The sequence below is a fragment of the Thiosocius teredinicola genome, from assembly GCF_002009425.1.
Lineage (GTDB): Bacteria > Pseudomonadota > Gammaproteobacteria > Chromatiales > Chromatiaceae > Thiosocius > Thiosocius teredinicola.
The window spans coordinates 950,563-970,916 of sequence record NZ_CP019936.1; the positions used below are offsets into that span (position 1 = coordinate 950,563).

Below are 20,354 nucleotides of genomic sequence, written 5' to 3' on the forward strand. Positions count from 1 at the left end.
TGCTCGCTCGGACGCCCAGCACTCCGCACCGTGTTGCGTGTGGCTTCGCCATTTTCACGCAAACGGCGCTCCATGCTGAGCGCCGCTTAACTTGGCGTTAGATGCGCACAAGTGAAAATGAATGCTGGCGAGCACGAAGGAATGAAAGTCCCACCGCGCAAGGTTCAGGTTTCGTGGTCCCGCCGGTGCGGCTAAAGTGAGTCATTCGGGGCCGCAATCTTAGATCGTCAGCGATTATTCGCGGTACGTGGTGGCGGTGGTGCTTGATAACCGGTGGTCCATAATTAGCGAGTGCTTGCGAGTTATGAGATATGGAGGTTGTTTCGCAGTGCCAATAGGAAATGCAGCGGCAATCATTGAACATGGCAATTTCAATGCCGTGGAATCCGTCGAGCCAACGGGCATCGGTCTGGCCCAGTGCAGAATGTTCTGTTTGGCCTCCGAGTTAACGCATTTCCAAAAGCATCTAACAAGTCGGTCAAGCCGCTCGCTTACGCTCACTCGGACGTTTGGTACTCCGCACCGTTTTGCGCATGGCTTCGCCATCTTTGCGCAAACAGCGCTCCGCACCAAACGCCGCTTACCTGGGCGTTATGTTGAAAATGATCGCTCGTAGAATGAGGCCAATCGTCGGCTTTTTCATTCTCGTATTCGTGAGTGGGGTCATGGCAGAAGAATCAATAGGCATAGATAAAAGAACGCAACATGGCTTCACCCAGTTAGTCCATGTCACTGATGAGCCGCATATTCTAGGAGTCACCGTATCGCAAGAAGAACCGCAACTTTGGGTCGTGTTTATCAATGTTGCTGAGTTCGTGCGAGAAGAACCTCTTGAAACCGAATTTCGCAGCACAGTGGAAAGATCCTTATCTGGCGTGAATGGTGTCAAATCTGTAGAAGAAGCAGATCGCGAGGTTTGGGTTGTTGAAGGCAGTGTTCAAGGTGAAGAATTGATGCGGGCTACCGTGTCGGGGTTGAAAACCATCCACGAGAAACTAAAAGCTTATGTGGAATCTATCTTCAATCCGTAACAACATAACAATGCGGTCAAGCCGTTCGCTTACGCTCACTCGGACGTTTGGTACTCCGCGGGCGCTTGCGCATGGCTACGCCATGTTTGCGCAGCGCCAGCTCCGTACCAAACGCCGCTTACCTTGGCGTTAGGCAAGGGAATGAAAGCAGAAGAAGTCGAGCTTCATGATGCCATTTTGGATGGCCTATCAATCAACTACCCAGAAAGAAGGGTCGAGTTGAGCATTTCCTACTATCCGGAGGCAGAACACTCGAAAACAAGGGTGCCAGCAAAGATCGTGTTTAAGGGCGTTGAAAATGTTAGCGAGATTGCCAATTTCATCGATCTCGAGAGAAACCGCAGCGCAGGCAACATTACATACTGGCATCCAGCAACGAAGGGAGGCACTACGTACATCTATCTGGTAAGTGGAGTGCTTGCGATTACGGCAAAATCCTTAAAGGTGAAAATGAATGCCTAACAAGTTGTTCAAGCCGTTCGCTACGCTCACTCGGACATTCGGCACTCCGCGCCTGCTCGGGCATGGCTTCGCCATTCTGCCCAAGCAAGCGCTCCACGCCGAATGCCGCTTAACCTGGCGTTATAGGCAGTAGGGTTAAGTGGAAATTTCCGAGTACCTAAAAGAGTTTGCTGGGCTTGTGCGCAACTTCTGCAATTTCTGTGAACAAGCGCCGGCTAAGAATGGCGACGAAAGGCAAGCCATTCAGTTTGTAGCTGCACTATATGCGAGCGCGCATCTTTTGCAGAAGCGTGTTGGTGTCAACTATGCTGGGCCAACGGTGTCTAGTGAAATCGCTAACGCGGTATACAAGCGGTTCGGGAGCCTAGCCTTCAACTACTACCGCATGGTTGGTGATCCCGAGCAGATCCCGGGGCAAGAGCCTGTTGTCGGAGATCTAGCCGATGATCTTCGCGATATCTACGTTGATCTGAAATCGGGGCTGTCGGTGTTCGATGCGGGGTGCGAAGCTCAAGCGGAAGATGAATGGCGTATTACCTTCTACCTTCACTGGGGGCAACACGCCGCCAATGTGATCTTTGTTCTCAACAGGTACGGAGTTCCAGATACGTGAAGCCCATAACAAGTCGTTCAAGCCGCTCGCTATGCTCGCTCGGACACCTAGCACTCCGCACCTGCTTGCGCCTGCCTTCGGCATTATGGCGCAGCAGGCGCTCCGCGCTAGGTGCCGCTTAACCTGGCGTTAGCGCAAAAAGGAGAATGGAGAAATGGATAAGAACACTACGCATCTTGCAGGGGAGTTCCTCGTAGCTGGTGAATTGTCTCGGCGAGGTTTGTCTGTGTCGATTACCTTCGGCAACGCAAAGTCCGTAGACATCGTGGCTCAATCACAAACCAACACATACAGCATTGATGCGAAAGCGGTTAGGTCAAAAAGCAACTGGCCACTCTCGAGGGCCTCAGTGGTTCCTACTATCTATTACGTTTTCGTCTATTTGGGCTCAGAACGGAAAATTAAGAATGGAGAAAGCGCTGAGTATTTCGTTGTCCCTGGCACGGAGCTAGTCAAAAAAGGGTTGGTGTCGCAATGGGCTGGAGGTCGAAGCGGTGTAACTTACAAGGCATTATCGAGTATTCAGCAGGGTGATCCTTGGTCAGTGTTCAAGTGAGCGCTAACAAGGCGGTCAAGCCGTTCGCCTGCGGCTCACTCGGACGTTCAGCACTCCGCGCCTGCTCGGGCCTGGCTTCGCCATGTTGGCCCGATCAGTCGCTCCATGCTGAACGCCGCTTACCTTGGCGTTAGCTCCAAAAATATTCATATCGAGATCGGATCAAATGTGCGGTTCAAGGAATGATTAAGAGAATCTGCCCAAATTGTCAGGAGCAAGTTCTGGATGAAAAGCTGCTTGAAGATGGCGGGTTGATCAATACATCGAAATGCCCCGAATGCGGTAATGGCTGCGTAAGGCTCAATATTTTCTACTGGCCTTTGTATCCCCTAATTGATTTAACGATTTTTCTTGTCGTATTCATTTTTCATGGTGTAGCTTGGACCTTAGGCGCTATGGCGGTAGCCTTTGTTTACTGGGTGTTGGTTGAAAAATGGAAGCTAAACGAAAGATATGGCCCGGTTTTCAAATGGCATGGAGCATAGAGCTAACAAGGCGTTCAAGCCGCTCGCTATGCTCGCTCGGACGCTTTGCACTCCGCACCTGCTGCGCATGCCTTCGGCATGGTTGCGCAGCGGGCGCTCCGCGCAAAGCGCCGCTTAACTGGGCGTTAGGTGCCTTTCGGTGATTCCAGATTTCCGTATCCGGCAGCTTCGCGACAAGTACTTAGAGCTTGTGCAACTCGAAGTTGAAGAGTTTGGCGTGAAACCCACCGAGGTAAGGCATTTGATAGGTCGGCTAGGTGAGTTCGAGTGTGCGCTGAGGGTGGGAGGTACTCTTGCACATCGCGCCAACCAGCATGGCTTCGATGTCGTCGCGCCTGATGGCCGTCGAATCAGCGTTAAGGCTACCGCTCAAAAATCTGGTTTTATTGCCATCTCGTTGAAAACACTCGCACTCGCAGATGATCTAATGTTACTGCAATACCAGGCCGGAGAACTTTCTCTGGTGTACTACGGCTGCATAAAGGAAGCAGTGGCGGTTGCGAGGAGATACGAGCAGGCAGGAAAGTATGAGCTCGATATTGCGAAAGCGCGTAGCCTTGCTGCGCAGAATCCAGCGAGTTGAATATGGCACCTAACAAGGCGTTCAAGCCGCTCGCTATGCTCGCTCGGACGTCCAGCACTCCGCACCGTGTTGCGTGTGGCTTCGCCATTTTCACGCAAACGGCGCTCCGCACTGGGCGCCGCTTAACTGGGCGTTATGTTCTGAAAGGAAGCACAAATGAAATTTGAGAAGTTAATTGTTCTGAGCGTGGTTGTATCGGCTGGTGGTTGCGCTAATCCGATCAATCAAGTCACGGCCGATAACTACCAGCAAACCTGCTTCGCGGCAGAGCATAATGGCAATCTTCTCGTGGCAGAGGAGGCATGTGGTCGTGCGCTAACCAATGTGGCGTGGGGAAATCTCGGGCCCGCTGAGCAATCACAGAAGCAGTACAATCTGGCCCGAATTAAACGGCAACTTGCCAAGTTCCCAGAGGCGGAAGCGCTTATGAAGCAATCATTGGCAATCGAAGAATCCCTTCCTTCACCGTCGCCACTCCGAATTGGGCGCCGCCTCGTTGAACTGTCAGCGTCACTCGCCGGGCAAGAAAAATGGAATGAAGGTGCACCCTATTTAACTAGGGCCTACGAGTTAAGAGATCATTTCTCACCTCTTGAGAAAAAATACACGGCCGAGGTCCTTGCTGCTTACAGCGAAGAGTTTCAGAGTGAAGGCAACGCAGAAGCAGGTTCGAAGTTTGCCGCGATGGCATCAGTAATTGAAGAATAAGAACATAACAAGGCGTTCAAGTCGCTCGCTATGCTCGCTCGGACGCCCAGCACTCCGCGCCGTGTTGCGCATGGCTTCGCCATTGTTGCGCAAACGGCGCTCCGCACTTTGCGCCGCTTAACTGGGCGTTAGATGCGCACAAGTGAAAATGAATGCTGGCGAGCACGAAGGAATGAAAGTCCCACCGCGCAAGGTTCAGGTTTCGTGGTCCCGCCGGTGCGGCTAAAGTGAGTCATTCGGGGCCGCAATCTTAGATCGTCAGCGATTATTCGCGGTACGTGGTGGCGGTGGTGCTTGATAACCGGTGGTCCATAATTAGCGAGTGCTTGCGAGTTATGAGATATGGAGGTTGTTTCGCAGTGCCAATAGGAAATGCAGCGGCAATCATTGAACATGGCAATTTCAATGCCGTGGAATCCGTCGAGCCAACGGGCATCGGTCTGGCCCAGTGCAGAATGTTCTGTTTGGCCTCCGAGTTAACGCATTTCCAAAAGCATCTAACAAGTCGGTCAAGCCGCTCGCTTACGCTCACTCGGACGTTTGGTACTCCGCACCGTTTTGCGCATGGCTTCGCCATCTTTGCGCAAACAGCGCTCCGCACCAAACGCCGCTTACCTGGGCGTTAGCTGCAGAGAAATGGGCGTTTCATATTCAGAGTTGGCTGCCGAAGATCTTGAAGAATGCGCAGCAGTGTTCGTAGAGGCATTTGCATCGCCGCCATGGAGTCAGAACTGGAGTCTAAGTTCGGCGCTTGAGCGGCTCAAAAGCCTTTATGGCAATGAGAGCTCCATCGGGTGCAAGGCTACTGCGCATGAGAGAATTTGTGGGTTCGTTATCGGTGAAGTCGAGCAATGGAATTCGTCGCAGCTATTTATGATCAAGGAGCTTTGCGTGGCGGTATCGCAACAGCGAAGGGGCATCGGCCGGCAAGTTATTGAAATGCTCTTGAATAAATTGCCGCCCAACGTTGAGAAGGTCTATTTGCTCACCGATCGTGAAGGCCCGGCGAAATTGTTTTACGAGTCTTTGGGTTTTTCCACGAACGAAAACGCTGTGGTAATGGGTAAGGTTCTGAATGTACGCAGCTAACAAGGCGGTTAAGCCGTTCGCCTGCGGCTCACTCGGACGTTTAGTGCTCTGCACTTGCTCGGGCATGGCTTCGCCATTGTTGCCCGATCAAGCGCTCCGCACTAAACGCCGCTTACCTGGGCGTTAGGTGCAGAAGAAAATTGTGTTTCTAGCAATCATGGTAGTTGCGGAAACTACGGCGCTCTCGGCCGAGCGCAGCGGCGGAATTTCTGGTGCGGTGCTGGTCTTCATCGAAGCGTGCCGCTCGATAGCGGAATGAGATCGGTGCGGCATTCAAATGGGGGTTCGCGGAGCCCTATTCGCGGTACGCGAGTTGCTCACGGAGTGAAGGTCAGTGCGAGGAAACGCCCGAAACAGGCAGTGTGCGGTCTTGCGAGGGGTGCCATTTGAACAGTGCGGAGGTCATTTCATCGCCCATGATAACGTACTCCGTTGCGCACCTAACAAGTCGTTCAAGCCGTTCGCTGCGCTCACTCGGACGCCCAGCACTCCGCGCCGTGTTGCGCATGGCTTCGCCATTGTTGCGCAAACGCCGCTCCGCACTGGGCGCCGCTTAACTGGGCGTTAGCGTCAATATGGTTGAAGAAACTCATAACAGTTTTAAGTTGTTAGATTGGATTCCAATTGCCATTTCGTCGATTGCCTTGCTTCTGACCATTTGGACTTTGCAATGGCAACGCCGTATTGAAAGGAAGAAGAACGAAGCGAACTTAGAGTTGCAGTGGAGCAATGGATACCACACCGGTTCTCGAGATCCGCACACAATTGTTAGTGTTGTAATTCGGAACCTGAGTCAAAGGCCCACGGCGGTGGTCTATCTATACGTAAAAAATCAAGATGGCGGAATCGTGAAGAATCTTGACAGTCTGCCAAACATTAATCTTCCAATTAGGCTTGGCCCGTGGGATGTTCAGATCATCAGATTCAGGGTTGAATCAAGTGAAGAGCGAGAAGTCCGTCAGATTGAAGCGATCGATATCGAACACAATAACGTGGTCGTTAAGCGAATTATCCGTGAGTAAAAGGGGCGGTGAGCGGCCGCTAACAAGTCGTTCAAGCCGTTCGCTACGCTCACTCGGACACCTAGCACTCCGCACCTGCTCGCGCCTGCCTTCGGCATTATGGCGCAGCAGGTGCTCCGCGCTAGGTGCCGCTTAACCTGGCGTTAGGCAATCAACTACTGAAAAGGGAGAAATCGATGAATATGATCGAAGTCGAATGGAAGCATCTCGATAAATCGGGAAACACCTGCGTTCGATGCTCTGATACGGGCGAAGCCTTGGAGGAAGTAGTACAGGAGCTCGCGAATGAATGCGCTCCTTGTGGTTGGAAGATTAAGTTAAGAGAAACCAAGCTTTCTAAAAAGCAGATATCTGAATCCAATAGTATTCTCGTCAACGGCATTCCGATCGAGTCCATTCTTTCCGGGGCGAAGGCGGCGGAAAGTCACTGCCAATCGTGCTGCGAGTTCACCGGTAACCCCACTACATCGTGTCGCACGGTAGAGTTTCAAGGTGTCTCGTACGAAGGCATTCCAGCGGGCCTAATCCGAAAAGCCATCTGTGAGGTCGCACAATGCTGTTGATAGAAATGCCTAACAAGGCGTTCAAGCCGTTCGCTGCGCTCACTCGGACATTCAGCACTCCGTACTTGCTTGGGCATGGCTTCGCCATTGTTGCCCGAGCAAGCGCTCCATGCTGAATGCCGCTTAACCTGGCGTTAGCGTGAAGAAAAAAATGATCAGATTACTCGCACTATTGATCGGGTTGTCGGTGGCTGGGCCATCGTTTGCGTATGAGCATGAAAGCGATGTGCCAGCCGGCCGGTTTAAAGCCATACCTGTGCCTCTGGAGTGTGAGGAATGCGTGTTCACAATCAACTACCGCGTTAATGCGAAATCTCAGGGTTTATTCTGGGCGCCTTCGTTTGGCTTAATTATTTACGGCGAAGATGAGTCGTCCTATCTGAAGGTGGGTGGTACGGGAGCTCGAACGTCACTTTCCTCTCTTCTTGGTAAAACACGAGGCTATTTCCACATCGGCGAGAACGGCGAAGAATCAAAACAGTATTCGGAATACGAAATCCCAGAAGGTGCTGATAATTCTTTCAAGGTAATGTGGAATGCGAATAGAGAGTTGGTCGTAGAAGGCTTAGGTGATACGTATACGACAGAACTTTGGTTTGAACCTAAGCGGCTCGAGTTCACTATCTCAGGCTTTAACTTAGAAGTCTCGATCAGTGGTGGCGCTAACAAGTCGTTCAAGCCGCTCGCTATGCTCGCTCGGACGCCCAGCACTCCGCACCGTTGTGCGTGTGGCTTCGCCATATTCACGCAAACGGTGCTCCGTACTGGCCGCCGCTTAACTGGGCGTTAGCCGCAAGAATGAATGGTGTCGCTGAACGAATTCAGAAGCTCCGTGAAACATCGGGTGAAACGGAGAATGAAGTAGCCGAAGCCGTAGGGTTGAGCATCGGCGAGTACGGCGACCTAGAAGGCTACGATGATGAAATTATCGATGCTGTAAGCTTTGGAGCAGCGAGCAAAGTCGCAGGTCATTTTGGGCAATCGCTGTTTCAGCTTTTGGCTCCTGAGGCCGAAGCATCGCCAGAAGGGTATCTAGGCCCAGAGGCACTTGCGAATTTGGTGAAGGGAAAAATTGCCGAAGAGGGTTTGTCTCTTGAAGAAGCAGAAACAAAAACGGGTTGGTATCTTGAGGGTTTCCTGGCAAACCCGGGCTCATACCTGGCTGAGCAGCCGATTATGTTTCTTATCGATCTCTCGGGGTTCCTTGGCATCGATTGGTTGTCCACAATGCCCAGAGGCCGCGGCAGCAGCTAACAAGGCGTTCAAGCCGCTCGCTAAGCTCGCTCGGACGTTTGGTACTCCGCGCCTTGTTGCGCATGGCTCCGCCATACTTGCGCAAAAGTCGCTCCGCACCAAACGCCGCTTAACTGGGCGTTAGATGCGCGCATAAGAAATCGATTGCTGGCAAGCTCGTGCCAGTAAATTGGCTGCTGTGCAGCAAGAAGGTTTCGTGGTCCCGAAGTAGCGGCTACAGTGAGCTATCAAGGCCGCTTTCTTTGGTGGTCAGCGATTATTCGCGGTACGTGGTGGCGGTGTAGGTTGAAAGCCCGTGGCCCATAGTTAGCGAGCGATTGGGCGTATTAAGATAAGGAGGTTGTTTCGCTGTGCCAATAGGAAAGTCAGTGCCAATCATCGAGCATGGCTATTTCGATGCCGTGCGGCCCGCTGAGCAAAAGGGCGTTATTCGGGGCGTCTGCAGAACGTCCTTTTTGGCCTCCGAGTTAACGCATTTCCAAAAGCATCTAACAAGTCGGTCAAGCCGCTCGCTTACGCTCGCTCGGACGTTTGGTACTCCGCACCTTTTTGCGCATGGCTCCGCCATGTTTGCGCAAACGGCGCTCCGCACCAAACGCCGCTTACCTGGGCGTTAGCCCCGAAAAGGAAGACACAAATGCCAAAGCAAAACATTGAGGGTGGTTGCCAGTGTGGCGCGGTGCGATACGTGGTCGAGGGTGAGCCCATCATGGCGGCGATCTGCCATTGTTCAACCTGTCGTAGGGCCAATGCGGCACCAGCTGTAGCGTGGGCAATGTTCGAGTCTGGGCAAGTTGATTTTGTGGCTGGGCAATTGAAGAAGTACGAGGCATCTGAAGAAGCAACAAGAGGGTTCTGTGCTGAATGCGGCACCCAGATCAGCTTTGAAGCTGAGTACTTGCCTGGGTTAATTGATATCACCGTGGGGAGTTTCGATAATCCGGAATCCGTACAGCCGTCGATGCATTACTGGCACTCGAAGCACTTGTCATGGGCCGAGTTCTCTGATGAGTTGCCGCGTTATCCTGAGTTCCCGCCGTTCGAACAATGAAGCGAAGGGCTAACAAGGCGTTCAAGCCGCTCGCTACGCTCACTCGGACGCCCAGTACTCCGCGCCGTGTTGCGCATGCCTTCGGCATTGTTGCGCAAACGGCGCTCCGCACTGGCCGCCGCTTAACTGGGCGTTAGGGCAGATCAAACATGGCATGGATTGGCGTCATTGGTCGTACTCTCTGGTTCATCGTTGTCACGGTGATCGTAGGGGTGACGTTGGTAACCTCGCTCGTTCTCATGCTTAATGCGCATAAGAGTGGGGAGCCTGTTCCAATCGGCGGAATAGCTATTCTTGGCAGTCTGTTTTTCCTCCTACTTGCCTACGCGGGTTCAAGGCGTCTCACTGAAGAAGGTCAAAAAAGCGCCATACAGTTAGCCGGCGGAGTCTTTATCGCTGCAGGAATTTGCGCTTTTATTTGGGTTGGCCCTAGAACATTTGGGGATTGTGAAATTAGCTTAGTCTGTCGTGTCTTCAAACCACTGCCGCCATATTCGTTTGAGGTGGTTCTGTCTGTTCTGGGCTTGCCGATCGCATATAAGGGAATAAAAAATGGGTTATCTGTTGGCCGCGGGTTTCGGCCCTAACAAGGCGTTCAAGCCGCTCGCGATGCTCGCTGGGACGTCCAGCACTCCGCGCCTTATTGGGTGTGGCTTCGCCATGTTCACCCAAACGGCGCTACGCGCTGGCCGCCCCTTAACACGGCGTTAGAGCAAAAACGAGCGCGAATGGAGTTTGTACTAAGAATCGGTCCCGCAGCGGCTGTGACTGCTATGAATATTTGGTTGCTCTGGTTCGCTGCTACCTCGTATACGGCTGCAGGTGCGGGGAGCGCCCAAGCGGATTTTGATCTCGCCCATTGCCTATTAAGATTCGGCGTACCAGTGTTTCTCTTCGCCGGTGTGGTGGTCATTGGCACCTTCATTAGCAAAGCGCCGGCAATTAAATGGTGGCGGTGGTTTTGGGGTTTGAATGCGCTAACGCCTTTGGCTTTGGCGGTTCTGCTGTTTACGGTGTTCTGAATGGAATCGGGTAGCTCGTCGGAACTTAAGGCATTGATTCCGCGTTTTATTATCTGGGGAACGCTTATTGTTGTCTTAACGTACGGCAAAATCCTCTGGCCGCTCATGTTTGGTTACATGAAAGAAGAAGGAGCAACATTCGTTCAGGCGCTTGGTCATTTTCCGCTCCACGCCATGGCATTTTCTGGCTTATGTATTGCTGGCCTTATAGGTTACTCGTGGGCTCGCTTGAGATGTCGGGCCAATGAGCAGTGAATGCTCTAACAAGGCGTTCAAGGCGCTCGCTATGCTCGCTGGGACGTCCAGTACTCCGCGCCGTTTTGCGAATGCCTTCGGCATTGTTTCGCAAACGGCGCTGCGCACTGGCCGCCCCTTAACCTGGCGTTAGAAGCAAAAAGAAACATGGTCCCGGAAGATCTCATAGAAAAGAAGCTGGCTGAGGCGATCTCCTTAGAAGAGATCGCTGAAGTTTTGAAATTGCTTCTGGGTGGGGGATATTCAATTGGGGAAGATGGCAGCCTTTACTACATTCGCCAGCTAGTAGCCCAAGTGAAAGGTTTAAAAATCGAGGTATTCGCAAAAGAACATGCGCCGCCCCATTTTCATGTGCGTGGCGGTGGCGTTAATGCCTCGTTTTCACTCGAGAGCTGCGAGCATCTTCAAGGCAATGTGGGTCGTCGAGAAAAGGCGCTTATTGAGTGGTGGTACCAGAGAAGCAGGGAGCAACTGATTCACGCATGGAATTCAACGAGGCCAACAGATTGTCCCGTTGGGGCTTACACCGAGTGAGGCTCGCTTCTAACAAGGCGTTCAAGGCGCTCGCTATGCTCGCTGGGACGTCTGGCACTCCGCAACTTGTTGCGCATGGCTTCGCCATTGTTGCGCAAAAGCTGCTGCGCACCAGCCGCCCCTTAACACGGCGTTAGATGGCAATGCTTAAGAGTTTGTTGCGGCGGGTTTGAATCACAGTAGCCTCTTTCGTGGAACATTGAGTGGCGTGGTACCGAAATCCAAATACCACTATGGCAGCGGAAAGGCCGAATTCTTTGTTACTCGTGGTAAATTCGAGAAAGTCGAAGCGCGGTGGGGCGGAAGGCCCGTGGAACCGAGGAAGGCAAGGTAATCCTGAAACGATGAGTGCGAATGCAGATTCACCGCACTTCGTAGGAAAGAAAAAAGAAAAGGCCAAGTGGCGCTCTTATCGGAAAGGGCGCTCACTCGCAGGGAAGAGCATGAATTCAAAACCGAGCAAAATTGTCGCGGCTTCAGGTTCGGTGTTTCCGTACTCCGTGGCGCATCTAACAAGGCGTTCAAGCCGTTCGCTACGCTCACTGGGACGTTCAACACTCCGCACCCGCTTGGGCATGGCTTCGCCATTGTTGCCCAAGCAGGCGCTCCGCGTTGAACGCCCCTTAACCTGGCGTTAGATGCTGGCCAGAGGCAATTTTCTGCTTTTTCGTAATTTGGCTGCACCCGTTGGGATTCTGGGCTGGTTGTGTTTATGAATGGATATCAGATCTTTGTAACCATATTCTTGATTGTCCCGCTTTCAATCATGTTGGTGCATAAATACTATTTTCTGCCGAAGAAGGTCGTCAAAGAGGGTGGCCTAATCGATCTTCTATTCAACTATGGTCTTGGCTTGATGGTTCTGATTTGGGCTTTTGTGGCTTTTTACAGGCGATATCTTTCGTGAGTAAACGTCCGTAATTCGGGAGCAATTTGATCGTTCCTCACTTGGAAGAAAAAAATGCGGTGTTTCTTAATACGGTGGCAGCATAAATGGGTAAATCCGATAGAGTTGGTAACGCGCTCCGTAGCGCATCTAACAAGGCGTTCAAGCCGCTCGCTATGCTCGCTGGGACGTCCAGTACTCCGCACCTTTTTGCGCATGGCTTCGCCATTGTTGCGCAAACGGCGCTCCGCACTGGCCGCCCCTTAACACGGCGTTAGAGCCGTAAAACAGGAGGAACCGTGGACTACACACAAATTCTCGTCGCAGCCATACCCGTTCTAGGGAGCATAGTATTGGCGTTAATCGATCGTTCGAGGGTAAAGGGTCCTGAGGGAAGCGATAGCGAACGCAGTCGCGGCCACAGTGCATCTACAATAGCAATTATATCTAGTGGTTTCGCTCTAGCATCTGCTATTTGGTTGTTGTATCAAATCCAATCGCTCAACCAGCGTTTCCAGTTCCTCCCCTCCTCTGAATATAAAATCCTATGGAATGCGAACAAAATAGGCGCTGTCCATACGGAAGACGTATCGTCACTTATTCCAAAGAGCGCTAAAGCGGTACTCATGAATGTGATTGTTCACACTACAAATGAGAGTGATAGCGGATCCTTTGTCTGCGCGGATTCCGCGGGAAATTTCAATGATTCGATCGCGCACTATTCGAATATCTCTGTCACAGAATATGGCTCCGAATGGAGTGGTGGCTTAGTTATTTGCCCAGTTTCGAATAACAGAACATTTCGTTGGAAATTGATCGATAACAATAGCGCGCCAAATCCGTCCGTTAACGTGCAGAGTTACGGCTCATTGGTCGGTTGGCTTTAAGCTCTAACAAGGCGTTCAAGGCGCTCGCTATGCTCGCTGGGACGTCCAGTGCTCCGCGCCTTATTGCGCATGGCTTCGCCATTGTTGCGCAAACGGCGCTGCGCACTGGCCGCCCCTTAACACGGCGTTAGGCATAAAAAAGATGTGGCCAAGAAAAGTCAAAGAACAAGCCCTAGTGTCCTGTGGGAGAAGATGCAGTATTTGTCATACCTTCTGTGGCACGAAAATCGAGCTGCATCATATTGTGCCTGAGTCAAAAGGTGGGCTATCCACAATCGAAAACTGTATTCCTCTTTGCTTCAATTGCCACGCTGACGTTGAGCACTACAATCCGGCCCACCCAAAAGGTACGAAGTTTTCGTCAAATGAGCTTCGGGGGCATCGAGATAAATGGTTTGCAGCGGTGAGTGATCTTTCGCGCGCTATTGTGCCTCGAGATGAAGAGTCGAAAATGTATGAAGGTCAAAGAGTCGAGCTTGGAGGGTATGTTTGGCGTGAAGCCTTTCCTGGCCCGCCGAACTATGAGTCTCTCGAAACTGATACGCGAGAGGTATGTTGGATGTTGGTGCTAAAAGAGCCGATAACGCTCATTGCATCCTCGTTTGAAGACGAGTCATCTTATGAAATTGGCGGCTTCGCCGGTTGCAGATGATCCCAAGCGAGGCATTTAGCGAGATCAATTCTTTTCTGTTGGATAACGCCATAGTGAGCGGGAAGCTGTGGCAATCTCACACTGGGCATCACCGTGGTGATGCGCTTATGGAAGTCGAATCGGTCGAATCACAATGAGCCTAACAAGTCGTTCAAGCCGCTCGCTGTGCTCGCTCGGACGCCCAGCACTCCGCACCGTGTTGCGCGTGGCTTCGCCATATTCGCGCAAACGGCGCTCCGCACTGGCCGCCGCTTAACTGGGCGTTAGATGCGCGTAAAAGAAAATGAGTGCTGGGCAGCCCGTGCCGGTAAATTGGCTGCTGTGTAGCGAGAGGGTTTCGTGGTCCGGCGGTAGCGGCTAAAGTGAGTTATCAAGGCCGCTTTCTTTGGTGGTCAGCGATTATTCGCGGTACGTGGTTGTGGTGCATCTTGATAACCCGTGACCCATAATTAGCGAGCGCTTGCGAGTGTTGAGATAGGGAGGTTGTTTCGCTGTGCCAGTTGGAACGTCGGTGCAAATCATTGCGCTTGGTCAAGTCTGTTTCATGCCGTCTTCAGGTTGCAGCGGCAATCTTTTAATACGCAGCGTATCGTCCATTTGCTTATCAAGGCTGGTGCGTTTGGCAACTCATCCAACAAGTCGGTCAAGCCGTTCGCTACGCTCACTCGGACATTCGGCACTCCGCACTTGCTCGGGTATGCCTTCGGCATTGTTCCCCGAGCAAGCACTCCATGCCGAATGCCGCTTACCAGGGCGTTAGATGCGCGTAAAAGAAATGAGTGCTGGGCAGCCCGTGCCATCAAATAGGCTGCCGCGTAGCGAGAGGGTTTCGTGGTCCGGCAGTAGCGGCTAAAGTGAGCTATCAAGGCCGCTTTCTTCGGTGGCCAGCGATTATTCGCGGTACGTGGTTGCGGTGTATGTGGATAACCCGTGGCCCATAATTAGCAAGCGCTTGCGAGGGTTGAGATAGGGAGGTTGTTTCGCTGTGCCAGTAGGAACGTCTGTGCAAATCATTGCACATCGCCATTTGTGTTTTGTGCCGTCGTCAGTTCGCGGCGGCAACCGTCCAGCACGCAGCGTATCGGCCATTTTTTTATCAAAGTTGGTGCGTATGGCAACTCATCTAACAAGTCGGTCAAGCCGCTCGCTGCGCTCACTCGGACATTCGGCACTCCGCACTTGCTCGGGCTTGGCTTCGCCATTGTCGCCCGAGCAAGTGCTCCGTGCCGAATGCCGCTTACCATGGCGTTAGAGTTCATCAAGATCTTGGAAAGAAATTGGCAGTCAATAGGGATCGCGCTTTCGTCATATTTGGTGGCGCAATTGGTGTTCGCCGTATCGCTCGCACAAACGTCGGATTTTCAGATTCCCGATGTCGTATTCGATTTGGGGTTTTGGCTTACGTTTGTGATTCCCGGTTATTTAGCGGCTCGCTTCGCAAAATGTAGTGCGGTGTTCAATGCTGCAGTAGTTGGCTTGTTGATCGGTGTTGGCTGGCAATTGTTGGCATATATTGGCAGAGAGCCTGGTGAGTCTTACGCTGTTGTAAATCAGGTGCTTGCGTTGGCGAGAATTCAGCTCTTGGTGCTAGCAGGAGGCCTGATTTGGCTGATCCAAAGGGGGCTAAAGAAAACATGAACTCTAACAAGGCGGTCAAGCCGTTCGCTATGCTCACTCGGACGTTTGGTACTCCGCACTTTTTTGCGCATGGCTCCGCCATCGTTGCGCAAAAAGCGCTCCGTACCAAACGCCGCTTACCTGGGCGTTAGGTGTAAAAGAAGATATGGAATTCGGATCGATTTTGTTTCACAGGTTGCCGGAAGATTTCTCAGATTCTGAGAGAGAACGGTTGATTGAAGAATTGAAAGAGGTTCTTCAAAAGTTTGGCGCTGAATTCGACGAATATCAATTTGCAGGTTACTCGTCGGAACGGTATACCATCTCAAAATGCGTGCGCTGTGGCGATTTAACGCTTGATGAGGCAACAAGCCCAGGCGAACTCGAAACAGGCGATATATTCGATGCTATTGCTAGGATCTTGCGCCCTGGCACATGCCGCAACGGAGAATGTTGGTGCAACGAATGCAGGCAAAGCGTAAGCACCTAACAAGGCGTTCAAGCCACTCGCTACGCTCGCTCGGACACCTAGCACTCCGCACCTGCTTGCGCCTGCCTTCGGCATTGTGGCGCAGCAGGCGCTCCGCGCTAGGTGCCGCTTAACCTGGCGTTAGCAAAAATGAATATGCAGCTAATTCGAGGGAGTCTAGTTTCGGCGCTTGGCATGTGGCTCAGTTCAATTGCCATATTCTTTGCGTTAGGTACAAATAACGATCTCCAGGAAGCGCTTGCAATTGGAGTAGCTATTGTCAGTCCCTTCGTAATTCTAGGCTTTCTAGTCGCATGGGCGATACCGATCCACCTGCTTTTGAAACGAAGAAACCATACGCGAATTGTCTGGTATGCACTGATCGGCATCATTCCCGGTCCTTTTTTTGTTGCCTTAGCGAAACCGTTCGGAAATGATTCGCTGAAAGATCTCGCTTATCAATCAATGGTCTTCAGCATTATCGGTGTACTTGGGGCAGCAATCTTTTGGTTTTTCGCGGTGAAGCCGAATGCCTAACAAGTTGTTCAAGCCGCTCGCTAAGCTCGCTCGGACGCCCAGCACTCCGCACCTTTTTGCGCATGGCTTTGCCATTTTTGCGCAAACGGTGCTCCGCACTGGCCGCCGCTTAACTGGGCGTTATGCATAAAAATGAGCCTTTCGTTTACTTGGAGTAAATCGTCGGAAAATGTAGCTCACTTCGGAATGATGGTGGGTGAACGCTCGTGGGAATTTGAAGGAACAGATGCCATTGATAGCCTTGGAGAGTTTGCCGAAGTAACTAGCTCAACTGTCTTAGAAGGCCGCGAAGCAAAAGTCGCGTTCGAGAATGAACCCGGTCAGCATCTTCTCGGAATGGCGCCTCTTGGCGATGGTAGAGTTGAAATCAAATTGGTGTGGGTAGCCATCCCCTATGCGGTTTTAGGAGGCCAAGCGCAGGAAGAAGTGCTGGCAATTTTTGAAGTTTCGGTCGCGGAGTTGCTTGGTGCTGTGCGCTCCATGCTTGCTGAGGTGCAAAAGCATTGCGGTGCTGCTGGAAGAACCCTTGGTAAGTATCCGTTTCCCGAAGCTGCGTTCGAAAGGTTGAAGAATGCATAACAAGGCGGTCAAGCCGTTCGCTATGCTCACTCGGACGTTTGGTACTCCGCGTGCGCTTGCGCATGGCTTCGCCATTTTTGCGCAGCCCCCGCTCCGTACCAAACGCCGCTTACCTTGGCGTTAGGCAAGAAATGAAAATTGCTACTTACGCAGAGTCAACAGTGCGGAGCATCTGGAAGGCTTGGTTTAAGTACGCTATGGCTACGGTAGGCATCTTTGGGGTTCTTGCGCTAATTACATTGGTGAACAAAAGCTGGGTTTCCGGCGAATTGTTTGCGGTGTTGTGTGCCGCCGTCTTTGCTCACCATTTCTGGCTATTTGCATTGGAACGTTGGCTGCGAAAAGAAGGTGGCGTATCAAAGATGGGTGACGTTCGAGCTTTGCTTTTCTCGGCTAACTTCTACCTAGGCATGTTGGCGGCGCCCGTGCTCTTGGTGGTGTCTTACTTGGTGCGGTCTAATGCCTAACAAGTCGTTCAAGCCGTTCGCTACGCTCACTCGGACACCTAGCACTCCGCACCTGCTTGCGCCTGCCTTCGGCATTTTGGCGCAGCATGCGCTCCGCGCTAGGTGCCGCTTAACCTGGCGTTAGCGTCATGAATTCCAGCGAAGAATCTGATCCATTCTGGGATGCTTGGCTTGCGGTTTCTCAGAAAGAGAAGAAGGCTGGTTTAGAGTCGCTTACCTGTCGCGAAAGAACATTCTATGCCCTAAATCTATTGAGAGGTGCGGTCTTACGAGGTGGCTTTCATACATACTTCGATTTGGCGTCGAGAGAAGAAATTGAGGTTGCAAAAAGGGCGTTTCGCGAAAATGGTGCTCCCAAGATTGCAGAACTCGTAGAAAAAGCCGAGTCAATCATCTTTTCGAACGGGGTGTCCAAGGAATTCGAAGAACAACTTGCGCAACTGCTATGTTGGAGCGAGGAAGAAATCGAACAGGGTATTGAGCCGGAGTGGTCTGTCGCGCTCGATGCGGTAAACAAAGAATTCTATGCTATCGCGGAGGTCGCGGAAGCGGTTGTCGTTAAGTACTTCGAAGAAAATTATGCGGATTAGCTTCGCGATCGGAGGTAACGCTAACAAGGCGTTCAAGCCGCTCGCTAAGCTCGCTCGGACGCTTTGCACTCCGCACCTGCTGCGCATGCCTTCGGCATTGTTGCGCAGCAGGCGCTCCGCGCAAAGCGCCGCTTAACTGGGCGTTAGCTGTAAGAAGATCGTGAATCGAATTAAGCGAGCGAGAAGCGTGGCATACAGTACCGCTCAACATGCAGTGAGCGGTTTGTCGTGGCTACACCCGCGCTTAGGCGAGGAATGCATTACTCAGGGTGTCTCGTTGGTATGCTTCAATTTGATTACCAGCGAAATATGTTCGGAGCAATATCGTGCATCGTTGCCCACGTCTGGCGCCGTTCGTGGTCTTTCCAGAAAGTTCGAGGCAATCGCGAAATCGGAGGGTTTTCAATTGTCCGAGTTCCAAACTGCGGAAATTGGGTTCAATTATGCTGAAGCAGCTTGGCCGCGATCATGTGTTGTACGAATTGTCGGGCGAGCGAATAGAGAGGTCTTGGCCAAGGTTGATTGGTTGGGTCGAAAGTACCGCGCGGAAAGAGGGCTAGCCAATGAATTCAGCTAACAAGGCGGTCAAGCCGTTCGCTATGCTCACTCGGACGTTCGGTACTCCGCACTTTTTTGCGCATGGCTCCGCCATCGTTGCGCAAAAAGCGCTCCGTACCAAACGCCGCTTACCTGGGCGTTAGGCGAATAAGTGAACAGATTGATCCTTGGGTACAGTCTTACCTTATTGCCCATCATCCTCATCGCATCAATTGCAAACGAAGTTCTTGTAGTTCAATGGTTGGGAGGGTTCGAGGCGTATGCGGGTCCGGAATCTCGGCCTCCTATTTGGTCAATTGGGACCGCTCGAGGTCTTCAAAACTGGGTAATTGGTCTGGGCTTTACGGCACTCTATTTATACCCAGTGCTCCTAGCTTCCAAAACAGTGAAAATGCCATATCCACTGTTCTTGTTCCTTTTGGCATGGTTGCCATTCTTGGTCATTGCTGAACTCACCACTGGTTACTACATGTTCGTTGAGTACGTCGTCCCGTTAACTGCCATGATTGTTGTGTTTTGGTATTTTACGAGGAGTTATCATGCTTGAGAAAGACCGCCTAACAAGGCGTTCAAGCCGCTCGCTATGCTCGCTCGGACACCTAGCACTCCGCACCTGCTTGCGCCCGCCTTCGGCATTATGGCGCAGCAGGCGCTCCGCGCTAGGTGCCGCTTAACCTGGCGTTAGCGCTGAAACACGAGGGTGCATGTGTTCGGTCAAAGCTTGAATGCCTGGGAAAAGGTTCATCGAGTACTTCTGTTTCTACTGGTTAGTGTCGGTGTCTATGGTTTATACCAAAGCACCATGTCTTTGTATTTCATCAGAAGTATTGAGGTGCGGGGATGGGGGTTGGAGTATTGGTGGCTTTTCTACGTATCTAGCTTCGTTGTTGTGCTTCCATTCCTACTTAACCCCACTACCGAGAAAGCGCGTCAGTCTGGGTGGGCAACGAGGGTTGTCGCGGCACTTGTTTTCGCGCTTTTTATCGCGATTCTGGTATGGGGTGCGGTGGCACATGGTTTTCCCTCTTTGTCTCTATACGCCAGTTCAGAAAAGTTTGAGGTCGTCACCCAGGTTGTCAGGAAGGATGAAAAGCCGTTCAATCGTTGGAGCTGTTCGTATCCGGTTTACGTGCAAATGGAGGTATGGCAAAGGCCAGAGAGGGTATGCTTGCCTAAGAATATGTGGCTATCTGCGAACGTCGGAGATCAAGTTAAACTCGTTGGTATCGAAAATGAGTTTGCGCGTAGGGCAAATAATGCAGAGCTCCTCAAGCGCTAACAAGGCGTTCAAGCCGTTCGCTATGCTCACTCGGACGTTTGGTACTCCGCGGGCGCTTGCGCATGGCTACGCCATGTTTGCGCAGCGCCCGCTCCGCACCAAACGCCGCTTACCTGGGCGTTAGGCGTAAAGGGAAACTGGCTTCGCTTGTTCTTTTGTATTTAAATTCGAGAATCGCCGAGTTTTCTTAAGGAAGAAATATGACAAATAGAAAAGATAAGCCGATTGGATTTAGGTTCTTGTCTGCCGTTGCAGCGTGTCTTTTTATCGGTTCGGTAGTCTATGTGCTCGTGGTCGGAATAAATTTGTATGTCGGGGCGGCGCTTGCGGCTGCAGTACTTGGCTTGGGTGCACCGAGCGTAATGGAAGGAGAAAGCCTGATTGAGATGGTAGTGGGCTTTTTCGAATCGATTCTTGATGGGGTCATGGAAGTCATTGAGGCGGTTTCTGAATTCGTGTCTTCCATCTTCTCCTAAATGCCTAACAAGCCGTTCAAGCCGTTCGCTATGCTCACTCGGACGTTTGGTGCTCCGCCGGCGCTTGCGCATGGCTTCGCCATGTTTGCGCAGCACCTGCTCCGCACCAAACGCCGCTTACCATGGCGT

At 51.9% G+C, this 20,354-nt stretch carries 27 protein-coding genes; all 27 read left to right on the plus strand.

Annotated elements, in window-relative coordinates; translation table 11 throughout:
• The first annotated feature begins 533 nt into the window (after positions 1-533).
• The 27 genes from B1781_RS04495 to B1781_RS04615 all read left to right on the plus strand — a co-directional run bounded on the left by B1781_RS04495 (position 534) and on the right by B1781_RS04615 (position 20,225).
• Positions 534-1,031, plus strand: a complete 498-nt coding sequence (locus tag B1781_RS04495) for a hypothetical protein (RefSeq protein WP_078118515.1) — start codon at positions 534-536, stop codon at positions 1,029-1,031.
• A gap of 141 nt (positions 1,032-1,172) precedes the next feature.
• Positions 1,173-1,493 carry a hypothetical protein gene (locus B1781_RS04500; protein WP_125931890.1) on the plus strand — a complete coding sequence of 107 codons (321 nt, stop codon included), beginning with the start codon at positions 1,173-1,175 and terminating at the stop codon, positions 1,491-1,493.
• A 139-nt stretch (positions 1,494-1,632) separates the two neighbouring features.
• The gene (locus B1781_RS04505) at positions 1,633-2,106 is read left to right on the plus strand and encodes a DUF5063 domain-containing protein (RefSeq protein ID WP_078118517.1); all 474 of its coding nucleotides are present in this window, start codon (positions 1,633-1,635) and stop codon (positions 2,104-2,106) included.
• A gap of 154 nt (positions 2,107-2,260) precedes the next feature.
• Positions 2,261-2,662, plus strand: a complete 402-nt coding sequence (locus B1781_RS22790) for a hypothetical protein (protein WP_125931891.1) — start codon at positions 2,261-2,263, stop codon at positions 2,660-2,662.
• Positions 2,663-2,844: 182 nt separating this feature from the next.
• Positions 2,845-3,147 (plus strand): hypothetical protein, encoded by a 303-nt coding sequence (locus B1781_RS04510; RefSeq protein ID WP_078118518.1) that lies wholly within the window; start codon positions 2,845-2,847, stop codon positions 3,145-3,147.
• A 139-nt stretch (positions 3,148-3,286) separates the two neighbouring features.
• Entirely contained in the window at positions 3,287-3,730 is a 444-nt protein-coding gene (locus B1781_RS04515) for a DUF6998 domain-containing protein (RefSeq protein WP_078118519.1), read from the plus strand.
• 156 nt (positions 3,731-3,886) lie between these two features.
• A complete protein-coding gene (locus B1781_RS04520; protein ID WP_078118520.1) occupies positions 3,887-4,438 on the plus strand; it encodes a tetratricopeptide repeat protein in 552 nt (183 codons plus the stop codon).
• Between the two features lie 564 nt (positions 4,439-5,002).
• Positions 5,003-5,527 carry a GNAT family N-acetyltransferase gene (locus B1781_RS04525; RefSeq protein ID WP_078118521.1) on the plus strand — a complete coding sequence of 175 codons (525 nt, stop codon included), beginning with the start codon at positions 5,003-5,005 and terminating at the stop codon, positions 5,525-5,527.
• Between the two features lie 127 nt (positions 5,528-5,654).
• Complete coding sequence (locus tag B1781_RS23380) at positions 5,655-5,786, plus strand: hypothetical protein (RefSeq protein ID WP_334223882.1); 132 nt, start codon at positions 5,655-5,657, stop codon at positions 5,784-5,786.
• Positions 5,787-6,102: 316 nt separating this feature from the next.
• Positions 6,103-6,549: a hypothetical protein gene (locus B1781_RS04530; protein ID WP_078118522.1), complete on the plus strand. Its 447-nt coding sequence runs from the start codon at positions 6,103-6,105 to the stop codon at positions 6,547-6,549.
• Between the two features lie 176 nt (positions 6,550-6,725).
• Positions 6,726-7,112 carry a DUF2703 domain-containing protein gene (locus B1781_RS04535; RefSeq protein WP_078118523.1) on the plus strand — a complete coding sequence of 129 codons (387 nt, stop codon included), beginning with the start codon at positions 6,726-6,728 and terminating at the stop codon, positions 7,110-7,112.
• A gap of 151 nt (positions 7,113-7,263) precedes the next feature.
• Complete coding sequence (locus B1781_RS04540; RefSeq protein ID WP_078118524.1) at positions 7,264-7,902, plus strand: hypothetical protein; 639 nt, start codon at positions 7,264-7,266, stop codon at positions 7,900-7,902.
• An 8-nt stretch (positions 7,903-7,910) separates the two neighbouring features.
• The gene (locus B1781_RS04545) at positions 7,911-8,366 is read left to right on the plus strand and encodes a hypothetical protein (protein WP_078118525.1); all 456 of its coding nucleotides are present in this window, start codon (positions 7,911-7,913) and stop codon (positions 8,364-8,366) included.
• Between the two features lie 637 nt (positions 8,367-9,003).
• The gene (locus tag B1781_RS04550) at positions 9,004-9,417 is read left to right on the plus strand and encodes a GFA family protein (protein ID WP_078118526.1); all 414 of its coding nucleotides are present in this window, start codon (positions 9,004-9,006) and stop codon (positions 9,415-9,417) included.
• Between the two features lie 149 nt (positions 9,418-9,566).
• Positions 9,567-10,004, plus strand: coding sequence for a hypothetical protein (locus B1781_RS22795; RefSeq protein WP_125931893.1), 438 nt, complete (start codon positions 9,567-9,569; stop codon positions 10,002-10,004).
• Between the two features lie 186 nt (positions 10,005-10,190).
• A complete protein-coding gene (locus B1781_RS04555; RefSeq protein WP_078118527.1) occupies positions 10,191-10,439 on the plus strand; it encodes a hypothetical protein in 249 nt (82 codons plus the stop codon).
• Positions 10,440-10,694 (plus strand): hypothetical protein, encoded by a 255-nt coding sequence (locus B1781_RS04560; protein WP_078118528.1) that lies wholly within the window; start codon positions 10,440-10,442, stop codon positions 10,692-10,694.
• A gap of 147 nt (positions 10,695-10,841) precedes the next feature.
• Entirely contained in the window at positions 10,842-11,228 is a 387-nt protein-coding gene (locus B1781_RS04565) for a DUF4160 domain-containing protein (RefSeq protein ID WP_078118529.1), read from the plus strand.
• Between the two features lie 1,915 nt (positions 11,229-13,143).
• A complete protein-coding gene (locus B1781_RS23555; protein ID WP_078118531.1) occupies positions 13,144-13,653 on the plus strand; it encodes an HNH endonuclease in 510 nt (169 codons plus the stop codon).
• Positions 13,650-13,790 carry a DUF4431 domain-containing protein gene (locus B1781_RS23560; protein ID WP_125931895.1) on the plus strand — a complete coding sequence of 47 codons (141 nt, stop codon included), beginning with the start codon at positions 13,650-13,652 and terminating at the stop codon, positions 13,788-13,790. Before B1781_RS23555 ends, B1781_RS23560 begins: the two co-directional genes overlap by 4 nt.
• A gap of 1,105 nt (positions 13,791-14,895) precedes the next feature.
• Complete coding sequence (locus B1781_RS04580) at positions 14,896-15,291, plus strand: hypothetical protein (RefSeq protein WP_125931896.1); 396 nt, start codon at positions 14,896-14,898, stop codon at positions 15,289-15,291.
• A gap of 145 nt (positions 15,292-15,436) precedes the next feature.
• On the plus strand, positions 15,437-15,760 hold the full coding sequence (locus tag B1781_RS22810; RefSeq protein WP_164513250.1) for a hypothetical protein: 324 nt from the start codon (positions 15,437-15,439) through the stop codon (positions 15,758-15,760).
• A gap of 102 nt (positions 15,761-15,862) precedes the next feature.
• Positions 15,863-16,276 (plus strand): hypothetical protein, encoded by a 414-nt coding sequence (locus B1781_RS04585; RefSeq protein ID WP_125931898.1) that lies wholly within the window; start codon positions 15,863-15,865, stop codon positions 16,274-16,276.
• A gap of 132 nt (positions 16,277-16,408) precedes the next feature.
• Positions 16,409-16,855: a hypothetical protein gene (locus B1781_RS04590; protein WP_125931899.1), complete on the plus strand. Its 447-nt coding sequence runs from the start codon at positions 16,409-16,411 to the stop codon at positions 16,853-16,855.
• A 131-nt stretch (positions 16,856-16,986) separates the two neighbouring features.
• Complete coding sequence (locus B1781_RS04595) at positions 16,987-17,322, plus strand: hypothetical protein (RefSeq protein ID WP_125931900.1); 336 nt, start codon at positions 16,987-16,989, stop codon at positions 17,320-17,322.
• 128 nt (positions 17,323-17,450) lie between these two features.
• Positions 17,451-17,912, plus strand: coding sequence for a DMP19 family protein (locus tag B1781_RS04600; protein WP_078118536.1), 462 nt, complete (start codon positions 17,451-17,453; stop codon positions 17,910-17,912).
• A gap of 2,037 nt (positions 17,913-19,949) precedes the next feature.
• Positions 19,950-20,225 carry a hypothetical protein gene (locus tag B1781_RS04615; protein ID WP_078118539.1) on the plus strand — a complete coding sequence of 92 codons (276 nt, stop codon included), beginning with the start codon at positions 19,950-19,952 and terminating at the stop codon, positions 20,223-20,225.
• The last annotated feature ends 129 nt before the right edge of the window (positions 20,226-20,354 follow it).

Excerpts from the sequence above, each read along its gene's own strand:
- B1781_RS04535 (WP_078118523.1), top strand. The coding sequence starts at position 6,726 with ATGAATATGATCGAAGTCGAATGGAAGCATCTCGATAAATCGGGAAAC.
- B1781_RS04600 (WP_078118536.1), top strand. The coding sequence starts at position 17,451 with ATGAATTCCAGCGAAGAATCTGATCCATTCTGGGATGCTTGGCTTGCG.
- B1781_RS04520 (WP_078118520.1), top strand. The coding sequence starts at position 3,887 with ATGAAATTTGAGAAGTTAATTGTTCTGAGCGTGGTTGTATCGGCTGGT.
- B1781_RS04555 (WP_078118527.1), top strand. The coding sequence starts at position 10,191 with ATGAATATTTGGTTGCTCTGGTTCGCTGCTACCTCGTATACGGCTGCA.
- B1781_RS04525 (WP_078118521.1), top strand. The coding sequence starts at position 5,003 with ATGGCTTCGCCATCTTTGCGCAAACAGCGCTCCGCACCAAACGCCGCT.
- B1781_RS04545 (WP_078118525.1), top strand. The coding sequence starts at position 7,911 with ATGAATGGTGTCGCTGAACGAATTCAGAAGCTCCGTGAAACATCGGGT.
- B1781_RS04595 (WP_125931900.1), top strand. The coding sequence starts at position 16,987 with ATGAAAATTGCTACTTACGCAGAGTCAACAGTGCGGAGCATCTGGAAG.
- B1781_RS23555 (WP_078118531.1), top strand. The coding sequence starts at position 13,144 with ATGTGGCCAAGAAAAGTCAAAGAACAAGCCCTAGTGTCCTGTGGGAGA.
- B1781_RS04500 (WP_125931890.1), top strand. The coding sequence starts at position 1,173 with ATGAAAGCAGAAGAAGTCGAGCTTCATGATGCCATTTTGGATGGCCTA.
- B1781_RS04550 (WP_078118526.1), top strand. The coding sequence starts at position 9,004 with ATGCCAAAGCAAAACATTGAGGGTGGTTGCCAGTGTGGCGCGGTGCGA.
- B1781_RS04510 (WP_078118518.1), top strand. The coding sequence starts at position 2,845 with ATGATTAAGAGAATCTGCCCAAATTGTCAGGAGCAAGTTCTGGATGAA.
- B1781_RS04615 (WP_078118539.1), top strand. The coding sequence starts at position 19,950 with ATGACAAATAGAAAAGATAAGCCGATTGGATTTAGGTTCTTGTCTGCC.
- B1781_RS04590 (WP_125931899.1), top strand. The coding sequence starts at position 16,409 with ATGAGCCTTTCGTTTACTTGGAGTAAATCGTCGGAAAATGTAGCTCAC.
- B1781_RS04565 (WP_078118529.1), top strand. The coding sequence starts at position 10,842 with ATGGTCCCGGAAGATCTCATAGAAAAGAAGCTGGCTGAGGCGATCTCC.
- B1781_RS22810 (WP_164513250.1), top strand. The coding sequence starts at position 15,437 with ATGGAATTCGGATCGATTTTGTTTCACAGGTTGCCGGAAGATTTCTCA.
- B1781_RS04530 (WP_078118522.1), top strand. The coding sequence starts at position 6,103 with ATGGTTGAAGAAACTCATAACAGTTTTAAGTTGTTAGATTGGATTCCA.
- B1781_RS04540 (WP_078118524.1), top strand. The coding sequence starts at position 7,264 with ATGATCAGATTACTCGCACTATTGATCGGGTTGTCGGTGGCTGGGCCA.
- B1781_RS04495 (WP_078118515.1), top strand. The coding sequence starts at position 534 with ATGGCTTCGCCATCTTTGCGCAAACAGCGCTCCGCACCAAACGCCGCT.
- B1781_RS22790 (WP_125931891.1), top strand. The coding sequence starts at position 2,261 with ATGGATAAGAACACTACGCATCTTGCAGGGGAGTTCCTCGTAGCTGGT.
- B1781_RS22795 (WP_125931893.1), top strand. The coding sequence starts at position 9,567 with ATGGCATGGATTGGCGTCATTGGTCGTACTCTCTGGTTCATCGTTGTC.
- B1781_RS04560 (WP_078118528.1), top strand. The coding sequence starts at position 10,440 with ATGGAATCGGGTAGCTCGTCGGAACTTAAGGCATTGATTCCGCGTTTT.
- B1781_RS23560 (WP_125931895.1), top strand. The coding sequence starts at position 13,650 with ATGATCCCAAGCGAGGCATTTAGCGAGATCAATTCTTTTCTGTTGGAT.
- B1781_RS04580 (WP_125931896.1), top strand. The coding sequence starts at position 14,896 with ATGGCGTTAGAGTTCATCAAGATCTTGGAAAGAAATTGGCAGTCAATA.